Raw genomic sequence first — 21,814 nt, forward strand, 5'->3', positions numbered from 1 at the left:
GTGAGGATGCCGGGTGGCCGGGAGTGGGGGCCGACGGCGGCGGATGCCGGTCGGCCGGGGGTGGGGCAGGGGTGGTGCGTGGGTGGTGCGTGGGTGGTGCGTGGGTGGGGCGTGGGTGGGACAGGGCGTGACAGCGGGCCGACGGTCATGTCAGTGGCTGACATGACCACCGTACGCCTGATGTCAGTCGCTGTCATCAGGTCGTCCCGCCGGTAGGCTCGCGCTCATGGGTCGCTGGGAGCCGGACGCGCGAGGTCGCCTCATGGCCGCCGCGGTCGAGCTGTTCCTCGAGCGGGGGTACGACGCGACGACGGTGGCCGACATCGCCGACCGCGCCGGACTGACGGAGCGGACGTTCTTCCGCCACTACGGCGACAAGCGCGAGGTGCTCTTCGCCGGCCCGGTCGACGTGCACGACGTCCTGCGGACCGGTGTCGTCACCTCCACCCGCCCCGGCGTCGCCCCCCTCACCCTCGTCGCGGGCGCCCTCGACGCCGTCTGCGCGCTGCTGCAGGGCGACCGCGAGCGCTCGCGACGGCGCCAGCAGGTCATCGACGCCCACGACGTGCTGCGCGAGCGTGAGCTGATCAAGCTGGCGGCGATGGCCGACACCATCGCGCAGGCCCTGCGCGGGCAAGGCGTCGCCGATCCTGCGGCCAGCCTCGCGGCCGAGGCCGGGCTCGCCGCCTTCAAGGTCGGCTGGGAGCAGTGGATGACCGACGACTCCGGCGGCCGCGACCTCACCGACCACGTCCGTGGCTGCCTCGACGGGCTCGTCGGCCTCGCCGGCGGTTCGCCGGCACCGCAGTCGCCGACCCAGGCTCAGGCCACGACGAAAACCCGGACGCAACCCGTGAAGGACAGCCCGCGCCCCCGCGAGGGCCGCCCCGCGTGAGCCCGACCCACGAGCGGCCAGATGCGACAACGGCATCCGTCGTCGTTCTCGGCCTCGGACCGGCCGGGCGCTCGGTCACGCACCTGCTCGCCCGCGCCGGCGTCGACGTCGTCGCCGTCGACACCGCCCCCGACCGCCCGTGGCGCCCCACCTACGCCGCGTGGCACGACGAGCTGCCGGCGTGGCTGCCTCCGACGGTCGTCTCGACGACGTCACCCGCCCGCGCCTTCGCGACGTCGGAGCACGAGCTCGCGCGCCGCTACTGCGTGCTCGACACCGTGGGGCTGCAGCAGCACCTGTCGCTCGGCGGCGCGCGGGTCGTCGCCGCCCGGGTCCTCGACGCCGACGCGCACCGGGTGCACCTCGACGACGGCACGGCCCTCACCGCCGACCTCGTCGTCGACGCCCGCGGCAGCCGGCCCGACCCGACGCTCGCGCAGCAGACCGCGATCGGCGTCGTCCTCCCGCGCTCGAGCGCGCCCATGCTCGAGCAGACGTGGTTCATGGACTGGCGGCGTGACAACGGCACCGGCCCGGGCGACCCGCCCTCGTTCCTCTACGTCGTGCCCCTCGACGACGAGCACGTCCTCGTCGAGGAGACGTGCCTCGTCGGCCGTCCCGCCCTCGGCTTCGACGAGCTGCGCCGCCGCCTGCACACCCGCCTGGCCGCCCGCGGCATCCGCCTCACCGGTGACGAGCGCGAGGAGCACGTGCGCTTCGCCGTCGAGGCCCCCGCCGCCCCTGCTGACCCGACCACTCCCACCAGCACGGCGCGGATGCCGGGCGGCCGGCGACCGACAACCCTGCGCCTCGGTGCCCGGGGCGGTCTCATGCACCCGGCCACCGGCTACAGCGTGGCGCTGGCTCTCGACGTCGCCGAGCGGGTGGCGACGGCGGTCGCGGACGGCACCACCACGGCATCCGACCTCGAGGCCCTCGTGTGGCCGCGCCCGGCGCGACGCGTGCAGGCGCTGCGGGCCATCGGACTGACGACGCTGCTGCGGCTGCCCGCCGACGGGGTGGCGCAGTTCTTCGAGGCGTTCTTCCGGCTGCCGACCGCGCTGCAACGGGGGTACCTCACCGACCGGGAGCACCCGGCGCTCACGCTGGCCGCGATGGCGTCGATGGCGGCGCGGCTGCCGCCGTCACTGACGAAGGTGGCGGTGACGTCGGCGCTGCCCGCGCTGCCGTCGACGGCCTCGGTCACCCGGCGGCGCGTCCGCTGACGACGACCGCGACGATCGCGACCAGCAGCGCGCCCGCCGCGACCGAGGTGGCGACGACCCGGATGTCGAAGAAGTGCTCCCACCGGGCGCGGGTCCGCTCCCAGTCCGAGGGCGGGTCCGACACGTCCCACCCGCCCATCGCGACGTTGATCGGCAGGTCACCGCGCAGCACGGCGACCAGGGTGACGACGAGCGCCACGAGGGCGGCCACCGCCGCGACACCCGGCACGGCTCCGGCGGTCGAACGCGTCAGGACGGCGACGGCCACCGTGACCGCCGTGACGGCGAGGGCCGTGAGCAGCAACGGTCGGGCCAGTCGCGGGGCGTCGTGGTCGAGGCGCTGCTTCACCGGTACGTAGCGCTCGTACGGCAAGGACCGAAGCAGCGGCACGAGCATGAGCCGGCCGGTCAGGTGCACGCCCGCCAGCAGACCGGCCACGAGCAGCGAGACGGCCGCAGACACGACGAGCACGACGCCCTCCTCCCGGTCTCGGCCCGACCCACGCGGGACCGTGGCACCGGCCGAGCGTCGACCCGCACCGGCCCACCCGTCAAGGGGTCGCACTATCCTCGCGGCATGGTGGTGCACCGGCTGAGCCTCGAGCAGGCGCGCCGCATCGCGGTGCACGCGCAGTGGCTCGACCTGCCGCGGCCGACCGATCTCGTCGATGTGGTCGAGCGCCTCACGCTGCTGCAGATCGACCCGACGGCGGCCATCGCCCCGAACGCCGACCTCGTGCTGTGGAGCCGGCTCGGTCGCGCCTACGACCCGGCCGACCTCGTCGCCGCGCTCGAGCGCGACCGCACGCTCGTCGAGACCGTGGCCTACGTGCGGGTGCCCGACGACGTGCCGGCCGCCATCGCCGAGGTGCGCGAGACGGAGCCGTACCCGCAGATGGCGCGCTGGCTCGCCGTCAACGAGCCGTTCCGGCGAGACGTCCTCGCCCGGCTCGAGGCGGAGGGTCCGCTGCTGTCGCGCGACATCCCCGACACGTGCGTCGAGCCGTGGCCGTCGACTGGGTGGACCAACAACCGCAACGTGACGAAGATGCTCGAGGCACTCGCGCTCCGCGGCGACGTCGCCATCTCGGGTCGCCAGGGCCGCCAGCGCCTTTTCGACCTGCCCGAGCGGGTTCACCCACCGGGCCGGCCGCGCCTCACCCTCGACGAGGCGGTACGCCACCGCAACGCCCGTCGGCTGACCGCATTGGGCATCGCCCGCTCGACCGGCACCGTCATGCCGGGCGAGGACCCCTACGTCGGGGATGCCGGTGAGCCGGCCGAGGTGGAGGGCGTCCCGGGTACGTGGCGGGTGCATCCCGAGTACCTCGAGCTGGGCGGGTTCCGTGGCCGCACAGCGCTGCTCAGCCCGTTCGACCGGCTCATCCACGACCGGGTGCGGGCCCAGCAGCTGTTCGGTTTCGAGTACGTCCTCGAGATGTACAAGCCGAAGGAGAAGCGGCGGTGGGGCTACTTCGCGCTGCCGATCCTGCACCACGACCGGCTCGTCGGGAAGCTCGACGCCCGGGCCGACCGCAAGGCCGGGACCCTCGTCGTCGACGCGGTGCACGAGGACGTCCCGTTCACGAAGCGAGTGCGCGCCGACATCGACCGCGAGATCGCCGACCTCGCCGCCTGGCTCGGGGTCGCGGTCGTCCGGGCCTGACCCTCGGCGGCGTCGGTCGCGGCTCGGCGTTCAGGCGAACGACTCGAGGTCGCGGCGCATCACCTCGAACTCGCGGTGCGCCCCGTAGACGTCGGTGAGCACCCGCAGCCCGGCGAGCACGAGCTCCCGACCCTCGTCGTCGACCTGGCCGGTCAGCCGCAGCAGGGTGAAGCCGGCTCCCACGACCATGGTGGCCGTGTCCACGTCGTCACCGGCGTCGTCGTCGGTGGGCCGCGCCAGACCGCCGAGGACGTCGTCGAGGTCGGACGGGTCGGTGAACGCCTCCGCGAGGAGGCGGCGCAGCGTCGAGTCCTCCCGGAGGTCGCCGGGGCGGTCCGACCACTCGGCGAGCAGGTCGGCCCCCTCGTCCGACCCGAACGGCGCGAACTCGCCGGCCGGGTCGTCGTAGAGCGGGTCGGTGAAGTGCGCCGCGAAGGCGGGATGCACCGGCGCCCCCGTGCCGTATGAGTCGTCGTCGGTCTCCATCAGCTCTCCGTCCTGCTCGCGCGTCGTCGGGTCCACGCTGCCAGACAGCGGTGACGACGGCCCTCCGTCCGGAAGGATCGGGCGCCCTCCGTCGTTGTGCAGGGAAGGGAGCCGACCGGCATCCTCGAGGGTGGGTCACCCGCCCGGGCGACGAAGGAGAGACACCATGCGCGCAGTCTGGAACGACACGGTCATCGCCGAGAGCGACGACACCGTGGTGGTCGAGGGCAACCACTACTTCCCCCGCTCCTCGGTGCGTGAGGACGTGCTCGTCGACAGCGACACGCACACCACCTGCCCGTGGAAGGGTGAGGCCTCGTACCTCACGCTGTCCGTCGACGGCCAGACGAACCGCGACGCCGCCTGGTACTACCCGCAGCCCAAGAACGCCGCGGCCGAGATCGAGAACCGCGTCGCCTTCTGGAAGGGTGTCGACGTCACCGAGTGACGACGTCCGCGACGGCCGGATGCCGGTGGGCGGGCGCGGCGAGAACGTGACCGATCGCGTGTCGAGACCGGGCCCGCTCGTTCGACGACAGGGTGAGCGTCGGCATCGTCGGCGCGCCCCAGACCCGAGGAGACATCATGAGCAGCACCCCGACCGACGGCGTCAAGGGCCCGGCCTCGTACTTCCCGTCCATCGAGAAGCGGTACGGGCAGCCCGTGGCGCACTGGATCTCTCTGGTCTCGGCCCGGCGCGAGGCAGGCACGACGAAGCATGGCGAGCTCGTGACGTGGCTCAAGACCGAGCACGGGCTGGGCCACGGTCACGCCACCGCCGTCGTGGCGCACGTGCTCAAGGGCGGCGCCTGACCGATCGGCACCCCCGACGTGACGGGGGTGCCGAACGCGCATCCGGTCGCGCGATCGACATCCCTGAGCGGTCGCAGGTGCCGGACACGAGGCCGCCCCGCCCTGTGTGATGCCAGCCGCGGTGTCGGGCTGCTTGTGTGATGCGAGACGCGGCGTGCTCGTCCCGTCTGGCATCACGCAGGAGCGAAGAAGGCGCCTCCGGCATCACAGAAGGCGTCGCGCCGGACCCCCGCCGGGCCGGCGGCACTGGCAGCATCGGGGCATGGCGCAGGACGAGCAGCACGACCCGCGGCCGGGCGTCGTCAAGGTCGCCGTCTGGCAGTTCCACCCCACGCCGCGCGACCCCGACACCAACCTGGCCCGGCTGCGCGCCGTCGCCGAGGAGGCCCGCCACCAGGGGGCCGCCCTCCTCGTCACCCCCGAGCTCACCCTGACCGGCTACGACGTCGGCGAGCTCGACGGCCTCACCCGCGACGACGACGTCGACCGGGTGGCGGCGGTCGCCCGCGACGTCGGTATCGCCCTCGTCGTGGGGCTCGCCCTCGCCGCGCCGCCGGACCACGGACCGCACCACGGCCCACACCACGTCAACGCGTCGGTCGTCGTCGACCGCGACGGCACGGTGCGAGCGACCCACCGCAAGGCCCACCTCTTCGGCGACCTCGACCGCAGCCGGTTCACCCCAGGCAGTGAGCCCTTCGCGATGACCGAGCTCGACGGCATCCGGGTCGCCACGATGATCTGCTACGACGTCGAGTTCGCCGAGGGAGTGCGGGCCGCGGCGCTCGTCGGCGCGCAGCTGCTCGCCGTGCCCACCGCCAACATGCGACCGTTCGAGATCGTCTGCGAGCAGGTCGTGCCCGTGCGCGCGTGGGAGAACCAGATCGCGATCGCGTACGCCAACCACTGTGGCCGGGAGGGCGAGACCCACTACGTCGGCCGCAGCGTCGTCGTCGGACCCGACGGGCGCCCGCTCGCCGTGGCCGGGCCCGACGACGAGCAGCTCGTCGTCGCCGACGTCGACCTCGGCGCTGTCGCCGACGCCCAGCGGGCGAACCCCTACTTGACCGACCGGCGCCCCGAGCTCTACGAAGACCTCGTGACGCCTCGCCCGCCCCGCCGCAGCACCCCGTCGGACACCGATATGGAGTGAGTGTCGTCCGGCCACCCGAGCCCTCCGGCACCGTGCTGCACGGGGGCGTCGTGTGGTCACCCGGCGACGACCTCGACCACCACGCCGTCGCCGTGCACGACGGTCGCGTCCTGGCCCTCGACGAGGATGCCGTCGAGTGGGGTCGCGCTCATGACGCCGAGTTCGTCGACGTGGCAGGGCGGTTCGTCATGCCGGCGTTCGCCGACGGCCACGCCCACCCGCTCTTCGGCGGCCTCGAGAGCGACGGCCCGCAGGTGCGCGCCCAGACGAGCGTCGACGGCATCGTCGCCGAGGTGGCCCGCTACGCCGCCGCACATCCCGACGACGAGTGGGTCGTCGGGGCCTCGTACGAGTCGAGCCTCGCCCCCGACGGTCTCTTCGACGCCCGCTGGCTCGACGCCGCGGTGCCCGACCGCCCCGTCTTCCTGCGGGCCTGGGACTACCACACGGCGTGGGTCAACAGCCGGGCTCTCGAGCTGGCCGGCATCACGGCGGACACCCCCGCGCCGGTGCTCGGCGAGCTGCCCCGCCGGGCCGACGGGTCGCCGCTCGGCACGCTGCGGGAGTGGGGCGCGGTCGACCTCGTCACCGCCGTCATGCCGCCGCGCACCGTCGAGGCCCAGGTCGGCGCCCTCGAGCGCGCGGGCCGGCACTACGCTTCGCTCGGGCTGACGTGGGTGCAGGACGCGTGGGTCGAGCCCGAGCAGCTCGACGCCTACCTCGCCGCGGCAGAACAGGATCGGTTGCCGATCCGCTTCAACCTCGCCCTCTACGCCGACCCGCGCCGGTGGCCCGGCGACCTCGGCGTCCTGCTGGAGGGACGGGCCCGCGTGCAGGCCCTCGGCCGTCCGAGGCTCACCGCGAACACGGTGAAGTTCTTCGCCGACGGCGTCGTCGAGAACGCGACGGCGGCTCTGCTCGAGCCGTACACGACCGAGCCCGACAGCCGCGGCATGCTCGTGTGGAGCCCCGAGCAGCTCGCCGAGGCCGTCGCCGCGGTCGACGCCCACGGCTTCCAGCCGCACATCCACACCATCGGCGACGACGCCGTGCGCGTCGGGCTCGACGCCGTCGAGCACGCCCGGCGTGTCAACGGCGACCGCGACCGCCGGGCGGTGCTCGCCCACGTCCAGCTCGTCGACCCCGCAGACCGTGAGCGCTTCCACGAGCTCGGTGTCGTGGCGAACGCCGAACCGCTGTGGGCCCAGCTCGACTCGCTCATGAACGTGCTCACCGTCCCGCGCCTCGGAGACCGCCGTGCGGCGACGCAGTACCCGCTCGCGTCACTGCTCGGCCACGGCGCCCGGCTCTCGTTCGGCTCCGACTGGCCGGTCTCGTCGGCGGCCCCGCTCGAGGGGGTCGCCGTCGCCTGCAGCCGCCAGACCGACGAGCGCGAACCCGCCGCCGGCTGGACCCCGCACGAGCGGCTCCGGGTCGAGCACGCCCTCGCCGCCTACACCTCCGGCACCGCCCACCAGGCCTTCCGCCGCGCGGGCACCCTCCGCCCGGGCGACGACGCCGACCTCGTCGTCCTCTCGGGCGACCCGCGCACGGTGGCGCACCCTCGCGACCTCGACACCCTGGCCGTCACGAGCACCTGGCTCGCGGGCAGACGCATCCACTCCGCGACGGAAGGACAGCCATGAGCGAGCACACGGGCGGCAGGCACGACGGCGGCGCCGGCCACCCCGGGGAGGCCAGCGACCACGGCACCGTCGACCGCGGCATCCTCGACCGCGACACGACCCTGAAGCGTGCGCTGCGCCTGCCCGCGCTCACCCTCTTCGGCCTCGTCTACCTCGTGCCGCTCACGGTCTTCACGACGTACGGCCTCGTCACCGAGCAGACCGGCGGGCGCCTCGCCACCGCCTACGTCGTCACGCTCTTGGCCATGGCGTTCACGGCGTTCTCGTACGCCGCGATGGTGCGCGCCTACCCCGTCTCGGGCTCGGCCTACACCTACACGAGCAAGGCGTTCGGCGGGCACGCCGGCTTCCTCTCCGGGTGGGCGCTGCTGCTCGACTACCTCTTCCTGCCGATGCTCAACTACCTCGTCATCGGGATCTACCTCAACGCCCAGTTCCCGGGCGTGCCGATCGGCGTGTGGGCGCTCATCGCCATCGCCCTCGTGACGGTGCTCAACGTCGTCGGCATCACGACCATCGCCAACGTCAACGTCGCGATCATCGCCGCGCAGGCCGTCTTCATCGTGCTCTTCGTCGCCCTCGCCGTGAAGACCATCGCCGGCCAGCCGGTCGACCTGCTCGCCCCGTTCACCGGCGACGGCAGCGTCACCGGCAACGGCGCGGTCTTCGCCGGCGCGGCCGTGCTCGCCCTGTCGTTCCTCGGCTTCGACGCCGTGTCGACGATGGCCGAGGAGGCGGAGAACCCGCGCCGTGACATCCCCCGCGCCATCGTCAGCGTGACGGTCGGCGGCGGCATCCTGTTCATCATCCTCAGCTGGCTGTCGCAGGCGGCCTACCCGGCGACGACGTTCGAGGTCGCCGACTCCGGCTCACTCGACGTCATGGTCAAGGTCGGCGGGCAGTTCCTGTCGACGTTCTTCACCGCCGCCTACGTCGCCGGCGCGTTCGGCTCGGCCCTGACGTCGCAGGCCTCCGTGACCCGCATCATGTACACGATGGGCCGCGACGGGGTCTTCCCGAAGGTGCTCGGCACGCTGCACCCGCGCTTCCGCACGCCCGTGCTCGCCATCGCCATCGTCTCGGTCATCTCCCTCGCCGCCGAGCTGATCAGCCTCGCCACCCTGGCCAGCCTCGTCAGCTTCGGGGCCCTGTTCGCGTTCTCGGTCGTCAACCTCTCCGTCGTCAAGACGTACTGGGTCGACCGTCACGAGCGCGGAGGCGGCGCCGCCCTGCGCTACCTCGTCGCGCCCGTCGTCGGGTTCGCCCTCATCCTCTGGCTCTGGACCTCCCTCAGCAGCACGGCTCTCTGGACCGGCCTCGCCTGGCTCGCCGTCGGCGTCGTCTGGCTGGCGGTGCTGACGAAGGGCTTCCGCCGTCGCCCGCCCGAGGTGGAGTTCAGCGAGCAGGCCGAGGGCGCCATCCCGCGCCACTGACCCCCGCGTCGGCCACCTCGACCGCCTCGACCGCCTCGACCGCCTCGACCGCCTCGACCGCCTCGACCGCGAGAACGACGACCGGATGCCGCCCGGCCCGTCGGCGGGGCAGGATGGCGGCGTGAGCGACGAGAGCGAGCAGCCCGACGTGCGAGCGCACCCCGAGCTCTACCGGGTGGCGCGCGGCGAGCAGGGCGTGCTCACGGTGCAGCCGTACAAGGGCGAGCTGCTTCCCCTGTGGCGCTTCAAGACGCCCGAGCTCGCGCGCGAGAGCGTCGCGGCCCTCCGCGCCCGCTTCGACGAGTACCTCGCGGCCGGTGACCTCGTCGGGGCCGACATGGCGCGGAAGTACCTGCAGATGGGCTACACGCGATCGCGGCGCTACGCCAACCACCCCGGCGGCAAGAAGTACGACGGCCCGGTGCCGGCGGATCGCAAGGGGCAGAGCGGTGCCCACGGTCGACGCGAGCTGCCGCGCGGGCCCGAGGACCCGGTCAAGGCGGAGTCCGCGCGTGTCTTCAAGGCCGCGTGGGATGCCGTGGAGCAGGTCACCGAGTACACCGACCTCCGCGAGGCGCACCGTCGACGGCACGGCTGACCCCGGCGGCGCGGTGCTCAGCCGCGGAGCCGGTCGACCTCGTCGCGGGCCTGCGCCTCGAGATCGGCGGCCCGGACGCCCTCGAGGGCGTGCCAGCGGCCGTAGGTGAACGACGGCTCGCCCGCCGCGTCGGCCTCGGCGGCCGTCGCGAGCAGGACGTCCCGGGTCACGAGGGCGTCGTGGTGGTCGCCGAGCCGCTGCTGGAGCGCCGTGGCGCGCCGGGCCAGGCGGCGGGAGCGCGTGGGGAGAGCGGGGGTCATCGCCTCTGCCGCGTAGCGCAGGCGCTTGGCAGCCTTGCGCGCGTCGTGCAGGGCCTCGCCGCGGGCGTGCTCGTCACCCAGCGCGACCGCGGCGTCGGACCGTTCGACGACACGGGCCACCTCCCGGGCGAGGCGACGCTTCTCGAAGCGTCGGCCGGGGCGGGTCGCCGCGTCGGTGAGGGGCGGGTCGTCGGCGACGACGCCGAGCAGGGTCAGGGCCGCGGCGTACCGCGTCCCCGCCAGGGTCGCCTCGACCTCTGCGCCGCCCTCGGACCTTGCCGTGCGGGTGAGCGACGCGAGACGCTCGGCGACCGGGCCTCGCACGAGGGCCTCCGGCTCGTCGGCGAGCAGGGCCTCGAGCCGTTCGACGACGACCTCGTGGTCACGCGCCCGACCGAGCTCGCCGGAGACGTGTCGCAGCTCATCACGGAGCGGCTCGGTGACGCTGCGGTCGAGCAGCGGCCGGAAGGTGGCCAGGGCGGTGCGCACCCGACGCATCGCCACGCGCAGGTCGTGCAGCGCCTCGGGGTCGTCGCCGGCGCGGAGAGCCGCGTCGGCGGCCTCGACCCGGTCCCGCTGCTCGCGCAGCCGCTGGCGCAGCAGGTCGCCGGCAGGAGCGTCCGCACCGTCGCGCATGGGCACCTCGTACCCGGTGCCGGCCCACCGGCATCCCGGCTCGTGCCCACGCTGGTGCCCACCGGCATCCGACTCGGCACCAGACCCCGCATCCGACCCGGCACCCCGCCAGCCCCCCACCCGGCACGCCCGACGGGTCGCGCCGAAACACGCCGTTCACCGCGCTCTCACCGCGCTTTGACCTCGGTGGGTCACCATCAGGAGGGCGGCGACCACGACGGCCGCCGCCGACAGGTCGCGACGACGCGCCCTCGCACGACCACGCCCGGCCGACCCGGCTGGGGGACACCGCTGCAAGGGAGATCGAGATGAACCGAGTCCGCCACCTCATCGGCTGGGTCGACGGCTGGACGCTGTGGGCGTTCAACCCCGGGCCCCTGACCCCCGGCGCGAGCACGCACCGGGCCGGGGCCGCCTGAGCCCGGGGCGTCGGCCGCCCCCGCCCCGCGCGGGTCGGGGGCGGCCGCGTCCGTCACGGCACCGGTGGTCGGGCGGCCGGGGCGACGGGTATGGCTCCCCTGTCCACGCACCCGCGCCCAGGAGGTCGCCATGCCCGTCGTCTCACGTTGTTTCCAGGTGGAGGCCGAGCCGCAGCAGGTGCTCGACTACCTCAAGGACTTCTCCAACGCGACGGAGTGGGACCCGGGCACGCAGTCGTGCACCCAGGAGGGCTCCGGCCCCGTCGGGGTCGGCACGACGTGGCACAACGTCTCGAAGATCGCCGGCTTCACGACCGAGCTGACGTACGAGCTGGTCGAGGTCACGCCCGACCGCGTCGTGCTGGTCGGGCGCAACAAGGGAGCCACGTCGACCGACACGATCACGGTGCAGCCGTCGGGCACGGGCAGCGAGGTCACCTACCACGCCGACCTCGAGATGCACGGCGTCTCCAAGCTCGCGACGCCGGCCATGAAGGTCATCTTCGAGAAGCTGGGCGACGAGGTGCAGGAGAACCTCACCCGGGTGCTCACCCGCCGCTGAGGTCAGGGCCCCCGGAGGCGCTCACCCTGCCAGACGACGAGGCCGGCGGCCACGACGGCTCCGGCCACGACGCCGGCCGCCAGCCCGCGACCGACGTTGCCGGTGAGCGCGCCGCCGAGCAGCCCGACGAGCGCACCGATCGCGGCGCAGCCGGTGATGGTGGCCACGACCTTGGCCCAGAACGGCGACGGGGTGGGTTCGGCCATGGCGGCAGCGTAGTCGCGGCGGGTCGGGCCTGGCGGCACCGTCAGCCGCCCACGCCCGGGACGTCCACACACGTCGGGGACTGGCGCACAGCGCGGGCGGTGTGCGGCCGGCCGTAGGCGTCGCCCCCGTCCGTCAGGGGTGCACCCGAGGCAGACGGCGCCTGCTACTGGCTGGCGATGCTCGTCCGGGCGAAGCCGCGGAAGCGCGTGCCCTGCGAGGTCAGGCTGCCGACGTCGCCCTCGGCCAGCAGCCCGAACTCACGGCCCGGCACGGCGAGCTCGGTGCGCCCACCGGTCGGCGTCTCGAACGTGGCGAAGTAGCCGGTGCGGGCGCGTCGGTCGCCACCGCCTCCTGACACGTCGGTGCGCTTGGCCACGACGCGCACCACCTGCGTCTGCACCGGCGCGGCGTTGTCGCGCCGCCACCCGCGCACCCCTCTGACGACGGCCAGCGTGATGACCGTGACCGCGGTGAGCGCGATGAGGACGAAGACCACGACGAACACCGTCGGCGGACCGGACATCATCGACTGCGAGAACGGCGACTCGTCGAGAGGGTCGGGCACGGGAGGCTCCTTCGTCGGGTGGCCGCGAGGTCGGCCCGGGCTCACCTTCGATGCCCGGTGGTCGCGAAGTGTTCCACAGCCGGGCCTCCCCGGTGCGGGCCTCGCCGGTAGCGTCGTCGTCGTGACCCCAGCGCCCGCCCCGACCACCCCGGAGGCCCGGGCCGCGAGCGCCGAGGCGGCCGTCACGAGCCAGTTCACCGGCCGGCTGCTCGGCGTGCCGGGCACCCACCTCGCCCAGGTGTCGCACCCCGCCCCTCCCTTCGTCGGCGGGTCGTGGAACTACTGGTGGCAGGCCCACTACCTCGACGCCGTCGTGGATGCCGGCCTGCGGGCCCTGCGCGCCGGTGACCGTGAGGGGGCCGACCGTCGAGCGCGGCTGGGCCACCGGCTCGTCGGCACGATCCGGGTGCGCAACGTGCTGCGCTTCACCAACCACCTCTACGACGACATGGCCTGGCTCGCCCTCGCCGTCGACCGCCTGCGGCTGCTCCGGGCCGCGCTCGACCGCCCCGGCACCCGGCGCCTGCGCACCGCCGAGCGGGTGCTGACGACGCAGCTGCGCTCGGCGATGACCGACGACCTCGGCGGAGGACTCTTCTGGAGCACCCGCCGCGACTTCAAGAACACGCCGGCCACCGGCCCGGCGGCCCTGCACCTCGCCCGCCTCGGTGACACCGCCGCGGCCCGGTCGCTCGTCGACTGGCTCTACGACCGCCTGCTCGACGGTGAGCGCGGGCTCTTCCTCGACGGCATCCGGCTCGACGGACCGGCCCGCACCGAGCGCATGGTCACCGACGTCTACACGTACAACCAGGGCACGGTGCTCGGCACGCTCGTCACGCTCGCGGACGCCACCAGCCTTGAGCGTGCCACCCACCTCGTCGCCGCCTGTCGTGACCACCTCACCACCGCGGGTCCGCCCGGTTCGCGGGGGCGCCCCTTGCGCACCCACGGTGACGGCGACGGCGGGCTGTTCACCGGCATCCTCGTGCGGTACCTCGCACTCGCCGCGCAGCACCCCGGCCTCACCGCCGAGACCCGTTCTGCCGCAACGACGCTCGTCGACGACACGGCCGACGCCCTGTGGTGGGGGCACGGTCCGCGCAGCGACGACGACCCCCGGCTCGTCTTCTCGCCCGACCCCGTCGTGCCGGTCGCTGCGTCACAGCCCCCCGGGTCGACGGTCGAGCTCTCGACCCAGCTGCAGGCGTGGATGACGTTCGAGGCGCAGGCGGCGCTGCGCGCTCAGCCCAGCACGCGGTAGGCCGCGAACGTCGCGCCCTGCTCGAAGCGCGCGGTCTCGACGAGCTCGAGGTCGAGGCGGATGCCGGTCGGCAGCGTGGGCGTCCCCCCGCCGACCACCGCGGGCACGGCGTACACCTCGAGGTCGTCGACGATGCCGGCCCGCAGCGCCTCGTGGGCGAGGGTGGCACCACCGATCGAGACGTCGCCCGGGGCCGCGTCGACGAGCCGGCGCACCGCGGCGGGGTCGAACTCACGCTCGAGCCGGGTGCGGGACGTCGTGACCCCCTCGAGCGTGCGCGACCAGACGACCTTCTCGGCCGCGCTCCACATGCGCCCGAAGTCGCGGGTGGCCTCGGTCTCGGACTCGTCCTGCGCCCACTCCTCCCAGACCGCCATGGTCTCGTACATGCGCCGGCCGTAGAGGTAGGTGGTGCGCGGCCGCTCCCGCTCGAGCACGAAGGCGAAGAGGTCGTCACCCGGCATCGCCCACTCGAACCCCCCGCCCGCGTCGTTGACGTAGCCGTCGAGCGAGGCGATGGCCGAGTACACGAGACGTCCCACCGGTGCCTCCTCGTCGAGTCGCCGTCGGCCCGCGCGGCCCGGCCCGACCACTGTGGCACGGACTCGACCGCGGGTCACGAAACGGTTGCCATCGTGGGCGGGGCGTCGCCGGCCGCTGGTGGATGCCGGGTGGCCGGGTGAGACTGAGTGATGCGTCGCCGACCCGCATCCATCGTCCCTGCCGCCCTCCCCACGCGCCGACCCGCGTCTCGCTCGCTACGTGCAGGTGTCACCGCCGGGCTCGCCGTCGCGCTCGTCGCCGCCTGCTCGTCGGCCGACCCGGTCGCGGGCAGGACCGACACGGTCTCCGGCCCGGTGGCTTCGGCGACCGCCACCCCGCCCGGCGCCTCCGGGCCGTCCGGCGCGACGAGCGCCCCGGCATCCACCCCCTCGGCCACCTCAACCACGTCGGCGACACCCAGCACGACGCCCAGCACAACCGCCCCGGCCAGCCGACCGGCGGCCAACCCGGTGTCGATCCAGGCGCTCATCGACAAGACGTACACCGGTGGCGACCTCAGGCTCGGCACCGAGCGCGGCAGCACGTCGGCGTACCGCCAGTACTACGCCACCTACCGCGGCAACGGGCTGACCATCTCGGGGCGCATCAACATCCCGCGCGGCGACGGGCCCTTCCCGGCGGTGGTGCTCGCCCACGGGTACGTCGACGTCGACGAGTACACCAACGGCGAGACGATGCTGCGCGAGCGTGACTACCTCGCCCGGCAGGGCTACGTGACGCTGCACATCGACTACCGCAACCACGCGCAGTCGAGCAAGGACCCGGACGCCGAGGGCAACCTGCGGCTGGGGTACACAGAGGACGCCATCACGGCCGCGCTGGCGCTGCAGAAGGACTCGCGCGTCGACCCCGACCGCATCGCCCTCATCGGACGGTCGATGGGCGGGGGCGTCGTCTACAACGCGCTCGTCGTCAAGCCCGGCCTGTTCAAGGCGGCAGTCGCCTACGCGCCGGTCAGCTCGGACACCGTCGACAACTTCGACAAGTGGACGCGCGGCGACGACGAGCGGTCCGGCGCAGCGGCGCGCATCATCAAGCAGATCGGCACGCCGGAGGACCAGCCGCGCAACTGGGCCGCCGTCAGCCCGCGCACGTACTTCTCGCGCATCACCGAGCCGCTCATGATCCACCACGGGACGGCCGACGAGGACTGCCCCATCGCCTGGAGTGAGGAGACTGTGGCGGCGCTGAAGAAGGCCGGCAAGCCCGTGACCTACCACGTCTACCCGGGGCAGCGGCACACGATGGTGGCGCAGTGGCCGCTGTCCATCCGACGTTCGGAGGCCTTCATCGCGGACGCCATGGGCTGAGTCCCGTTGCGAGGTGGCCCTTTTCGATCTGGTCAGGTCCGGGTCCGGGTCAGGTCCGGGTCAGGTCCGGGTCAGCGGACCCCGGTGTGCACGGTGATGGCGGCGTTGACGAGGGCGAGGTGGCTGAGCGCCTGCGGCAGGTTGCCGAGGAAGGCACCAGACTCCGGCTCGATCATCTCGGCCAGCACCCCGACGTCGTTCGGGGCCGTCTGCAGCTCGTCCATGAGCGCCCGCGCCTCCTCGTCGCGGCCGACGAGGGCGAGGGCCGACACCATCCAGTACGAGCAGGCGACGAAGAGGCCCTCGTGCTCGTCGGCGCCGCTGAAGCGGTAGAGGTGCGGGCCCGAGCCGAGGTCGCGTCGCAGGGCGTCGAGGGTCGACGACATCCGCTCGCCGCGGTCGAAGCCGCTGATGGCGTGCAGCAGGATCGAGGCGTCGAGCTCGGACGTGCCGGGGTACCAGACGTAGGCACCCTGCTCGGCGTCCCAGGCGTTCTCGTCGACCCAGCGGCGGATCCGGTCGGCCTCGGTTCGCCAGCGTTCGGGGCTGCCGGGGATCTGGCCGATGTCGGCGAGGTGAGCGGCGTGGGTGAGCGCCTGCCAGCAGCCGAGCTTGGAGGTCGTGTAGTGCCGCAGCTCGGTGAGCTCCCACATGCCGCTGTCGGCTCGGCGCCACGCGTCGGCGGCGAGGTCGGCGATCTCGGCCAGCAGGCGGCCGGTGCCCTCGTCGAGGATGTTCCCGTTCTCGACGTAGAGGGCCACGATGTTGAAGACGTCGCCGTAGACGCCGAGCTGCAGCTGGTCACCCGCGCGGTTGCCGGTGACGACCGGCCCGACGCCGCGCCAGCCGGGCGAGTCGTGCTCGGTGACGTCGGAGTCGGGGGCCGACCCGTCGAGCGGGTAGAAGACCGAGGGCGCGATGCCGTGCTCGCGGATCGTGCGCAGCATCCAGCTGATGGCGGCCTGCGTCTCCTCGCGCTCTCCGAAGCGGAAGAGGGCGGTGAGGCTGTAGGCGGTGTCACGTACCCAGGTGAAGCGGTAGTCCCAGTTCGCCTGTCCATGCAGCGATTCCGGTAGGGACGTCGTGGCCGCGGCCGCAACGGCGCCCGACGGTCCGTGGATCAGCTGCTTGAGCAGCATGGTGCTGCGACGCACCGCATCGGCCCAGGGCCCGTCCCACTCGAACGCGTCCGACCAGCGCTGCCAGGCCTCGACGGTGCGGTCGACGGCGCGGTCCATGTCCTCCGGGCGCGGCAGGAAGACGGGCTCGCCGAGGGTGGCGACGAGGCCGAGCAGGTGCCGCGAGCCCGTGCTCGTCAAGAAGTGCGCGGTGACGCCGTCGTCGTGCATCTCGACCCCGTCGTCGTTCAGCGTGCGCGGCGCCATGATGACTCCGTTGACGCGCAGCACCCGTCCGTGCACGGTCTCGTTGACCCACGGTGACACGGTGCGCAGACCCGTGCCCGGGGAGATGACGCCACGCAGGCGCACGGTGCCGCTGACGCCGTCGATGCGGCGGGCCAGCTCGGTCCAGGGCAGCCGACCGGTGACCCCGGTGTTGAGCGAGTCGGTGACGCGGGCGACCCCCGTGGCGGTCGTGAAGGTCGTCTCGAGCACGTTCGTGCCCGGTACGTAGCGGCGCCGCACCGTGAACGGCTCGACCGGGGCGAGCGACAGCTCGCCGCCCTCGTCGGCGTCGAGCACCGCCGCGAACGGCGACGGGCAGTCGACGGAAGGCAGCGGCAGCCAGTCGATGCGACCGTCGCGGGCCACGAGACCGACCGTGCGGCCGTCGCCGATGGTGGCGTAGGTGCGCAGGTCGGCGTACCCGTCGGCGTCACGCTCCGTCACGGTGACGTCGGCGGACTCGCCTCCACGCCAGATGATCTCGTCCTGCGCCACCCGCGCGACCGGATGCCGGGCACCCGCGGGGGTGCCCGGCATCCGGTCGCTGCGTGGTGCGTCGGTCACAGGGTGGGCATCCCACCGTTGACGTGGATGGTGGCGCCGGTGACGTAGCTCGACTCGGCCGAGGCGAGGAACACGAACGCGGGAGCGAGCTCGGCCGGCTGGCCGGGGCGACCCAGGGGGGTCTGCTCGCCGAACTCCGGCAGGTCCTCGACGGGCTGGCCACCGGCGGTCTGCAGCGGGGTCCAGATCGGGCCCGGAGCGACGACGTTGACGCGGATGCCCTTGGGCGCGAGCTGCTGGGCGAGCGCCTTGCTGAAGGTGTTGATCGACGCCTTGGTGGTCGCGTAGTCGAGCAGGTTCTCCGACGGCTGGTAGGCCTGGATCGAGCTCGTGTTGATGATCGTCGAGCCCGGCCCGAGGTGCTTCACCGCGGCCTTGGTGATCCAGAACATCGCGTAGACGTTCGTCTTGAACGTGTCGTCGAACTGCTCGTCGGTCAGCTCGTCGATGCTGTCGCACGACTGCTGCTTGCCGCCGTTGTTGACGAGGATGTCGAGGCCGTTGAGCTGCTCGACGGCCTTCGCGACGAGGTCGACGCAGTACTGCTGGTCTTTGAGGTCGCCGGGGAGGGCGACGGCCTTGCGGCCGGCCTGCTCGATGAGCGACACGATGTTCTTGGCGTCCTCCTCCTCCTCGGGCAGGTAGGAGATGGCGACGTCGGCGCCCTCGCGGGCGAAGGCGATGGCCGTGGCCGCGCCGATACCGCTGTCGCCGCCGGTGATGAGCGCCTTGCGGCCCTCGAGGCGACCGGAGCCGCGGTAGGTGTCGTCGCCCAGGGCGGCCTTGTTGTCGAGCTTGGCGTCGAGCCCGGCGCCCGGCTGTGACTGCGCGGTCGTGTCGATGTCGGCGTACAGCTTCGTCGGGTCGGTCAGGGTGTACTGGTCGTTGCTCATGTCAGTCCTCGATGGCGCTGTCTGGTGGTGTCTGGTGGCGCGGTCGGCGCCGTCACGGTCGGATCTGTCCGTCGGCCCGCGCGATGTCACCGCCGGCCACTCCTCGCATGCCCCGTCACCGCGACCGGCAAACATGCGTCGGGCGCGGCCCGCCCCTAGGGGTGGGGTGACGGTCGTCGGCGTCGCGGGTCAGGTCGCACCTCATGTCGCGCGAGACGGGGTCATCACCACACCAGCCGCGACCTGACCCGCGACATGACCGCCCGACGATGCCCCGGTAAGCCCTGACCAGCGTTGACCAGCCCAAGTCAGCGGCCGGGGCGCCGCCAGGGCACGTGCTTGGCGCTGCGCTGCACCTTGACCCAGACCTCCGACTCGGTCGGCGGCAGCCGCAGCGGACCGGTGTCGGTCGGCACGACCGCGGCCTCGCGCGCCGACCGCAGCTCGGTCGTCATGCGCAGCCCGTCGCTGAGCAGGGACCCGTAGACCGGCCACTCGTCGGGGTCGTCGAGCTCGGTGTTGCGCACCTCGTCGCGCAGGGTCGTGAGGATCTCGGTGGCCCGCCCCGTGTTCTCGTCGAAGACCCGCAGCGTGTCGTCGTCGTGGCGACCGAACTGCTCGAGCGCCGTCCCGAGCGAGTCGAGCGCCTCGGCGTAGCGCAGCAGGAACGACTCCTTGGGCCGCGGCTGGTGCTCGCGCCGCTCGCCGGCGTCGACGAGCACGCGCGCGATGCCGGTGGTCTGCCAGAGCAGCCGGCGCAGGGCTCGCACCGTCGCCTCGTAGCCCTCCCAGTCGACGTCGAGCGGGCGCAGGTTGTCGCGCAGGTTGAACCGGGTGCTCTCGCGGCCGGTCTCGATGTCGTCGATGATGCGCGGCGCCCGCTCGGTGATCGCGGCCGACCGCTCGAGCCACTCGCGGGCCTCGGCGCCGGTCCACTCGCGGCGGATGCCGGCGGCCATGTCGTCGAGCAGCTGCCGCACCTCGGTCGCCAGCCGGGTGACCCGCTGCCGGGGCTTGATGACGTGCAGCGGCGTGAGCACGAGCGCGTTGACCCCGACCCCGATCAGTCCACCGGCGATCGTCTCGACGATGGTGAGGTAGGTGAACTGCTCGTCGGTGCCGCCGACCGTGATGAGCGAGAGCAGCACCATCGAGGGCACCTGGATGCCGTGGTCGCCGAGCCGTGACCACCGCCCGATGACGAGGGCGACGAGCACGACGCCGAACATCGTCCACCACGTCACGCCGAAGAGGCTCGCCACCACCCAGGCCACCCCGAGGCCGAGCACGACGGCCGCCACGCGCTGCGCGCTCGCGAGCAGGGAGCGCACCATCGTGCGGTCGACGACGAGCAGGGCCGCCATGGGGGCGTAGAAGGGGATGCGGCTGTGCAGCACGTGCACGGCGAACTGCCACGCGACCACCGTCGCCACCGCCGCCTTGACAAGCAGCAGGAGCGCATCGCGCTCGGGCCCCGGCCGGCGGAAGGCCGCCCGGAGGGCCTGCACCCGGGTGCGGGTGTCGGATCGCCACTGACTCACCGGCCCTTCCTACCCGCTGTCCGGATGCTGTGACCACCCCTTGGGGGTATGACCTGCGCACCGCACGGGCCGGGTCACGACCGTCCCCGCGCCGGGCCCGCCGATCGCCGCGGAGGGTCCTCCTGCGAGCACCCGAGGTCGCCGTGGTCTCCCCCGTCGTCTGGACCGCCACCGTGGTCCTCATCATCGCCCTGCTGGCGTTCGACTTCTTCTTCCACGTCCGCAAGGCCCACACCCCGTCCCTCAAGGAGGCGGCGACCTGGTCGGCGGTCTACGTCGGCATCGCCATCGCCTTCGGGCTGGCCGTCGTCGTCTTCGGCGGGTCCGAGATGGGCACCGAGTACTTCGCGGGCTACATCACCGAGAAGGCGCTGAGCGTCGACAACCTCTTCGTCTTCCTCATCATCATGACGAGCTTCAAGGTGCCGGCCGCCGACCAGCAGAAGGTGCTGCTCTTCGGCATCGTCTTCTCGCTCATCGCCCGCACCTCCCTCATCTTCGTCGGCGCCACCCTCATCAACCAGTTCGCCTGGGTGTTCTACCTCTTCGGCCTCATCCTGCTCGTCACCGGCGGCAACATGCTGAGGTCGCACGGCGAGAACGGCGACGACGGGGAGAACATCGTCATCCGCCTGACCCGCCGCCTGTTCCACACCACCGAGCACTACGACGGCGACAAGCTCTTCACCCAGGTCGACGGCAAGCGGGCCCTGACGCCGATGCTCATGGTGATGATCGCCATCGGCGGCACCGACATCCTCTTCGCCCTCGACTCGATCCCGGCGATCTTCGGCCTGACGCAGAACACGTTCGTCGTCTTCACGGCCACCGCCTTCTCGCTCATGGGTCTGCGCCAGCTCTACTTCCTGCTCGACGGGCTGCTCGACCGCCTCATCTACCTCAGCTACGGGCTGGCGGCGATCCTCGCCTTCATCGGCGTCAAGCTCATCCTCCACGCCCTCCACGAGAACACCGTCCCGTTCATCAACGACGGCGAGCCCGTCACCGTCACCGAGATCAGCACCAACGTCTCGCTGAGCGTCATCCTCGGTGTCCTCCTCGTCACGGTCGTCGCGTCGCTGCTCAGCCCCAAGGGCCGGGCGCAGACGGCGATCAACAACGCGCGCCACCACGTCGACCGCTATCTCGACATGTCGTACGAGACCGACCAGGAGCGGCGCGAGGAGACCTACGCCAAGCTGCAGCGCGAGAGCGCCGCCATCAAGCTGCTCCCGCCCAAGTACCGCAAGCTGATCCGTGAGGAGCCCGAGCTGCTGCGCAAGCTCGAGCGGGCCAAGCAGATCCACGACAAGCGCATCGACGAGGGGCACGGCTCGAGCATCGCCCGCTCCCTCCCCTGACGCCCTGGATCCACCGTCCCCGACGCCCTGCACCTCCCCGTCGGATGCCGGTCACGCCCTCACCGTGGAAAGGACCGCCCGCGACCGTGACGTCCGGCCGCCTCGTCTCGTCGAACGAGGCGAGACGGGCCACCGGCACCACCGGTGGCGTGCACCGTCGACGAGACCCGACAGAAGGAGCAGCACCATGGCCCGTGCCAAGAAGAACGCCTTCGCCGCCCTCGGATGGGTGGCCTGGCAGGCCCTCGCCAAGGTCGGCGTCCCCGCCGCCAAGCGGAAGCTGAAGAGCGGCGACAACCGGCGCCCGTCCGGCTACTGACGCCTCGCGCCCGAGAGACACCGAGAG

The 21,814-nt window shown here is 72.8% G+C and carries 24 protein-coding genes; 14 read left to right on the forward strand and 10 right to left on the reverse strand.

What is annotated here, in order from left to right; all coding sequences use genetic code 11:
• Window positions 1-226 precede the first annotated feature (226 nt).
• Window positions 227-895 carry a TetR/AcrR family transcriptional regulator gene (locus DFJ68_RS14670; RefSeq protein WP_121034367.1) on the forward strand — a complete coding sequence of 223 codons (669 nt, stop codon included), beginning with the start codon at window positions 227-229 and terminating at the stop codon, window positions 893-895.
• Entirely contained in the window at window positions 892-2,121 is a 1,230-nt protein-coding gene (locus DFJ68_RS14675) for a lycopene cyclase family protein (protein WP_121034369.1), read from the forward strand. Before DFJ68_RS14670 ends, DFJ68_RS14675 begins: the two co-directional genes overlap by 4 nt.
• On the opposite strand, the gene DFJ68_RS14680 is transcribed toward DFJ68_RS14675, so the two are convergent.
• Complete coding sequence (locus DFJ68_RS14680) at window positions 2,099-2,593, reverse strand: DUF1772 domain-containing protein (RefSeq protein ID WP_147431607.1); 495 nt, start codon at window positions 2,591-2,593, stop codon at window positions 2,099-2,101. The two genes, DFJ68_RS14675 and DFJ68_RS14680, sit on opposite strands and share 23 nt — an antisense overlap.
• Window positions 2,594-2,698: 105 nt before the next feature.
• On the opposite strand from DFJ68_RS14680, the gene DFJ68_RS14685 reads away from it, so the two are divergent.
• Complete coding sequence (locus tag DFJ68_RS14685; protein WP_121034373.1) at window positions 2,699-3,787, forward strand: DNA glycosylase AlkZ-like family protein; 1,089 nt, start codon at window positions 2,699-2,701, stop codon at window positions 3,785-3,787.
• A 30-nt stretch (window positions 3,788-3,817) separates the two neighbouring features.
• On the opposite strand, the gene DFJ68_RS14690 is transcribed toward DFJ68_RS14685, so the two are convergent.
• On the reverse strand, window positions 3,818-4,273 hold the full coding sequence (locus tag DFJ68_RS14690) for a hypothetical protein (RefSeq protein WP_211333377.1): 456 nt from the start codon (window positions 4,271-4,273) through the stop codon (window positions 3,818-3,820).
• A 166-nt stretch (window positions 4,274-4,439) separates the two neighbouring features.
• Between DFJ68_RS14690 and DFJ68_RS14695 the strand changes: the two genes are divergently transcribed.
• From DFJ68_RS14695 to DFJ68_RS14720, 6 genes are all read left to right on the forward strand, one after another.
• The gene (locus DFJ68_RS14695; protein ID WP_121034377.1) at window positions 4,440-4,721 is read left to right on the forward strand and encodes a DUF427 domain-containing protein; all 282 of its coding nucleotides are present in this window, start codon (window positions 4,440-4,442) and stop codon (window positions 4,719-4,721) included.
• A gap of 137 nt (window positions 4,722-4,858) precedes the next feature.
• A complete protein-coding gene (locus DFJ68_RS14700) occupies window positions 4,859-5,086 on the forward strand; it encodes a DUF4287 domain-containing protein (protein ID WP_121035411.1) in 228 nt (75 codons plus the stop codon).
• Window positions 5,087-5,348: 262 nt separating this feature from the next.
• The gene (locus DFJ68_RS14705; protein ID WP_121034379.1) at window positions 5,349-6,239 is read left to right on the forward strand and encodes a carbon-nitrogen hydrolase family protein; all 891 of its coding nucleotides are present in this window, start codon (window positions 5,349-5,351) and stop codon (window positions 6,237-6,239) included.
• Complete coding sequence (locus DFJ68_RS14710) at window positions 6,236-7,885, forward strand: amidohydrolase (RefSeq protein WP_121034381.1); 1,650 nt, start codon at window positions 6,236-6,238, stop codon at window positions 7,883-7,885. The genes DFJ68_RS14705 and DFJ68_RS14710 overlap by 4 nt, the downstream gene beginning before the upstream one ends.
• Complete coding sequence (locus DFJ68_RS14715) at window positions 7,882-9,318, forward strand: APC family permease (RefSeq protein WP_121034382.1); 1,437 nt, start codon at window positions 7,882-7,884, stop codon at window positions 9,316-9,318. Before DFJ68_RS14710 ends, DFJ68_RS14715 begins: the two co-directional genes overlap by 4 nt.
• 121 nt (window positions 9,319-9,439) lie before the next feature.
• Window positions 9,440-9,916, forward strand: a complete 477-nt coding sequence (locus tag DFJ68_RS14720; protein WP_245963672.1) for a DUF4385 domain-containing protein — start codon at window positions 9,440-9,442, stop codon at window positions 9,914-9,916.
• Between the two features lie 17 nt (window positions 9,917-9,933).
• On the opposite strand, the gene DFJ68_RS14725 is transcribed toward DFJ68_RS14720, so the two are convergent.
• Window positions 9,934-10,812, reverse strand: a complete 879-nt coding sequence (locus DFJ68_RS14725) for a CHAD domain-containing protein (RefSeq protein WP_121034384.1) — start codon at window positions 10,810-10,812, stop codon at window positions 9,934-9,936.
• Window positions 10,813-11,361: 549 nt separating this feature from the next.
• Here DFJ68_RS14725 and DFJ68_RS14730 point away from each other — a divergent pair.
• On the forward strand, window positions 11,362-11,793 hold the full coding sequence (locus DFJ68_RS14730) for an SRPBCC family protein (RefSeq protein ID WP_121034385.1): 432 nt from the start codon (window positions 11,362-11,364) through the stop codon (window positions 11,791-11,793).
• Window positions 11,794-11,795: 2 nt separating this feature from the next.
• Here the strand turns inward: DFJ68_RS14730 and DFJ68_RS14735 are convergent, their stop codons facing one another.
• Entirely contained in the window at window positions 11,796-11,999 is a 204-nt protein-coding gene (locus tag DFJ68_RS14735; RefSeq protein ID WP_147431608.1) for a hypothetical protein, read from the reverse strand.
• Window positions 12,000-12,163: 164 nt separating this feature from the next.
• Window positions 12,164-12,565 (reverse strand): DUF2500 domain-containing protein, encoded by a 402-nt coding sequence (locus DFJ68_RS14740; RefSeq protein WP_245963673.1) that lies wholly within the window; start codon window positions 12,563-12,565, stop codon window positions 12,164-12,166.
• A 121-nt stretch (window positions 12,566-12,686) separates the two neighbouring features.
• On the opposite strand from DFJ68_RS14740, the gene DFJ68_RS14745 reads away from it, so the two are divergent.
• Entirely contained in the window at window positions 12,687-13,829 is a 1,143-nt protein-coding gene (locus DFJ68_RS14745) for a glycoside hydrolase family 76 protein (RefSeq protein WP_245963674.1), read from the forward strand.
• On the opposite strand, the gene DFJ68_RS14750 is transcribed toward DFJ68_RS14745, so the two are convergent.
• Both DFJ68_RS14750 and DFJ68_RS18835 read right to left on the reverse strand, forming a co-directional pair.
• The gene (locus tag DFJ68_RS14750) at window positions 13,811-14,371 is read right to left on the reverse strand and encodes a dihydrofolate reductase family protein (protein WP_121035412.1); all 561 of its coding nucleotides are present in this window, start codon (window positions 14,369-14,371) and stop codon (window positions 13,811-13,813) included. The two genes, DFJ68_RS14745 and DFJ68_RS14750, sit on opposite strands and share 19 nt — an antisense overlap.
• Before the next feature lie 74 nt (window positions 14,372-14,445).
• Window positions 14,446-14,862 carry a hypothetical protein gene (locus tag DFJ68_RS18835; protein WP_245963675.1) on the reverse strand — a complete coding sequence of 139 codons (417 nt, stop codon included), beginning with the start codon at window positions 14,860-14,862 and terminating at the stop codon, window positions 14,446-14,448.
• Here DFJ68_RS18835 and DFJ68_RS14755 point away from each other — a divergent pair.
• The gene (locus tag DFJ68_RS14755) at window positions 14,843-15,703 is read left to right on the forward strand and encodes an alpha/beta hydrolase family protein (protein WP_245963676.1); all 861 of its coding nucleotides are present in this window, start codon (window positions 14,843-14,845) and stop codon (window positions 15,701-15,703) included. The genes DFJ68_RS18835 and DFJ68_RS14755 overlap by 20 nt on opposite strands.
• Before the next feature lie 71 nt (window positions 15,704-15,774).
• Here DFJ68_RS14755 and DFJ68_RS14760 read toward each other — a convergent pair whose 3' ends face one another.
• The 3 genes from DFJ68_RS14760 to DFJ68_RS14770 all read right to left on the reverse strand — a co-directional run bounded on the left by DFJ68_RS14760 (window position 15,775) and on the right by DFJ68_RS14770 (window position 20,107).
• Entirely contained in the window at window positions 15,775-17,673 is a 1,899-nt protein-coding gene (locus DFJ68_RS14760; protein ID WP_245963677.1) for a glycoside hydrolase family 15 protein, read from the reverse strand.
• A complete protein-coding gene (locus tag DFJ68_RS14765) occupies window positions 17,670-18,566 on the reverse strand; it encodes an SDR family oxidoreductase (RefSeq protein ID WP_121034390.1) in 897 nt (298 codons plus the stop codon). Before DFJ68_RS14765 ends, DFJ68_RS14760 begins: the two co-directional genes overlap by 4 nt.
• 308 nt (window positions 18,567-18,874) lie before the next feature.
• Entirely contained in the window at window positions 18,875-20,107 is a 1,233-nt protein-coding gene (locus DFJ68_RS14770; protein WP_121034391.1) for an FUSC family protein, read from the reverse strand.
• Between the two features lie 143 nt (window positions 20,108-20,250).
• On the opposite strand from DFJ68_RS14770, the gene DFJ68_RS14775 reads away from it, so the two are divergent.
• Window positions 20,251-21,468 carry a TerC family protein gene (locus tag DFJ68_RS14775; RefSeq protein WP_121034392.1) on the forward strand — a complete coding sequence of 406 codons (1,218 nt, stop codon included), beginning with the start codon at window positions 20,251-20,253 and terminating at the stop codon, window positions 21,466-21,468.
• Window positions 21,469-21,655: 187 nt separating this feature from the next.
• Window positions 21,656-21,787, forward strand: coding sequence for a hypothetical protein (locus tag DFJ68_RS18985; RefSeq protein ID WP_260164983.1), 132 nt, complete (start codon window positions 21,656-21,658; stop codon window positions 21,785-21,787).
• Window positions 21,788-21,814 lie beyond the last annotated feature (27 nt).

The organism is Terracoccus luteus (assembly GCF_003635045.1).
GTDB lineage: Bacteria > Actinomycetota > Actinomycetes > Actinomycetales > Dermatophilaceae > Terracoccus > Terracoccus luteus.

Excerpts from the sequence above, each read along its gene's own strand:
- DFJ68_RS14725 (WP_121034384.1), bottom strand. The coding sequence starts at position 10,812 with ATGCGCGACGGTGCGGACGCTCCTGCCGGCGACCTGCTGCGCCAGCGG.
- DFJ68_RS14700 (WP_121035411.1), top strand. The coding sequence starts at position 4,859 with ATGAGCAGCACCCCGACCGACGGCGTCAAGGGCCCGGCCTCGTACTTC.
- DFJ68_RS14690 (WP_211333377.1), bottom strand. The coding sequence starts at position 4,273 with ATGGAGACCGACGACGACTCATACGGCACGGGGGCGCCGGTGCATCCC.
- DFJ68_RS14685 (WP_121034373.1), top strand. The coding sequence starts at position 2,699 with ATGGTGGTGCACCGGCTGAGCCTCGAGCAGGCGCGCCGCATCGCGGTG.
- DFJ68_RS14705 (WP_121034379.1), top strand. The coding sequence starts at position 5,349 with ATGGCGCAGGACGAGCAGCACGACCCGCGGCCGGGCGTCGTCAAGGTC.
- DFJ68_RS14735 (WP_147431608.1), bottom strand. The coding sequence starts at position 11,999 with ATGGCCGAACCCACCCCGTCGCCGTTCTGGGCCAAGGTCGTGGCCACC.
- DFJ68_RS18835 (WP_245963675.1), bottom strand. The coding sequence starts at position 14,862 with ATGAGCGCCTGGATCGACACCGGGTTGGCCGCCGGTCGGCTGGCCGGG.
- DFJ68_RS14730 (WP_121034385.1), top strand. The coding sequence starts at position 11,362 with ATGCCCGTCGTCTCACGTTGTTTCCAGGTGGAGGCCGAGCCGCAGCAG.
- DFJ68_RS14695 (WP_121034377.1), top strand. The coding sequence starts at position 4,440 with ATGCGCGCAGTCTGGAACGACACGGTCATCGCCGAGAGCGACGACACC.
- DFJ68_RS14715 (WP_121034382.1), top strand. The coding sequence starts at position 7,882 with ATGAGCGAGCACACGGGCGGCAGGCACGACGGCGGCGCCGGCCACCCC.
- DFJ68_RS14765 (WP_121034390.1), bottom strand. The coding sequence starts at position 18,566 with ATGAGCAACGACCAGTACACCCTGACCGACCCGACGAAGCTGTACGCC.
- DFJ68_RS14670 (WP_121034367.1), top strand. The coding sequence starts at position 227 with ATGGGTCGCTGGGAGCCGGACGCGCGAGGTCGCCTCATGGCCGCCGCG.
- DFJ68_RS18985 (WP_260164983.1), top strand. The coding sequence starts at position 21,656 with ATGGCCCGTGCCAAGAAGAACGCCTTCGCCGCCCTCGGATGGGTGGCC.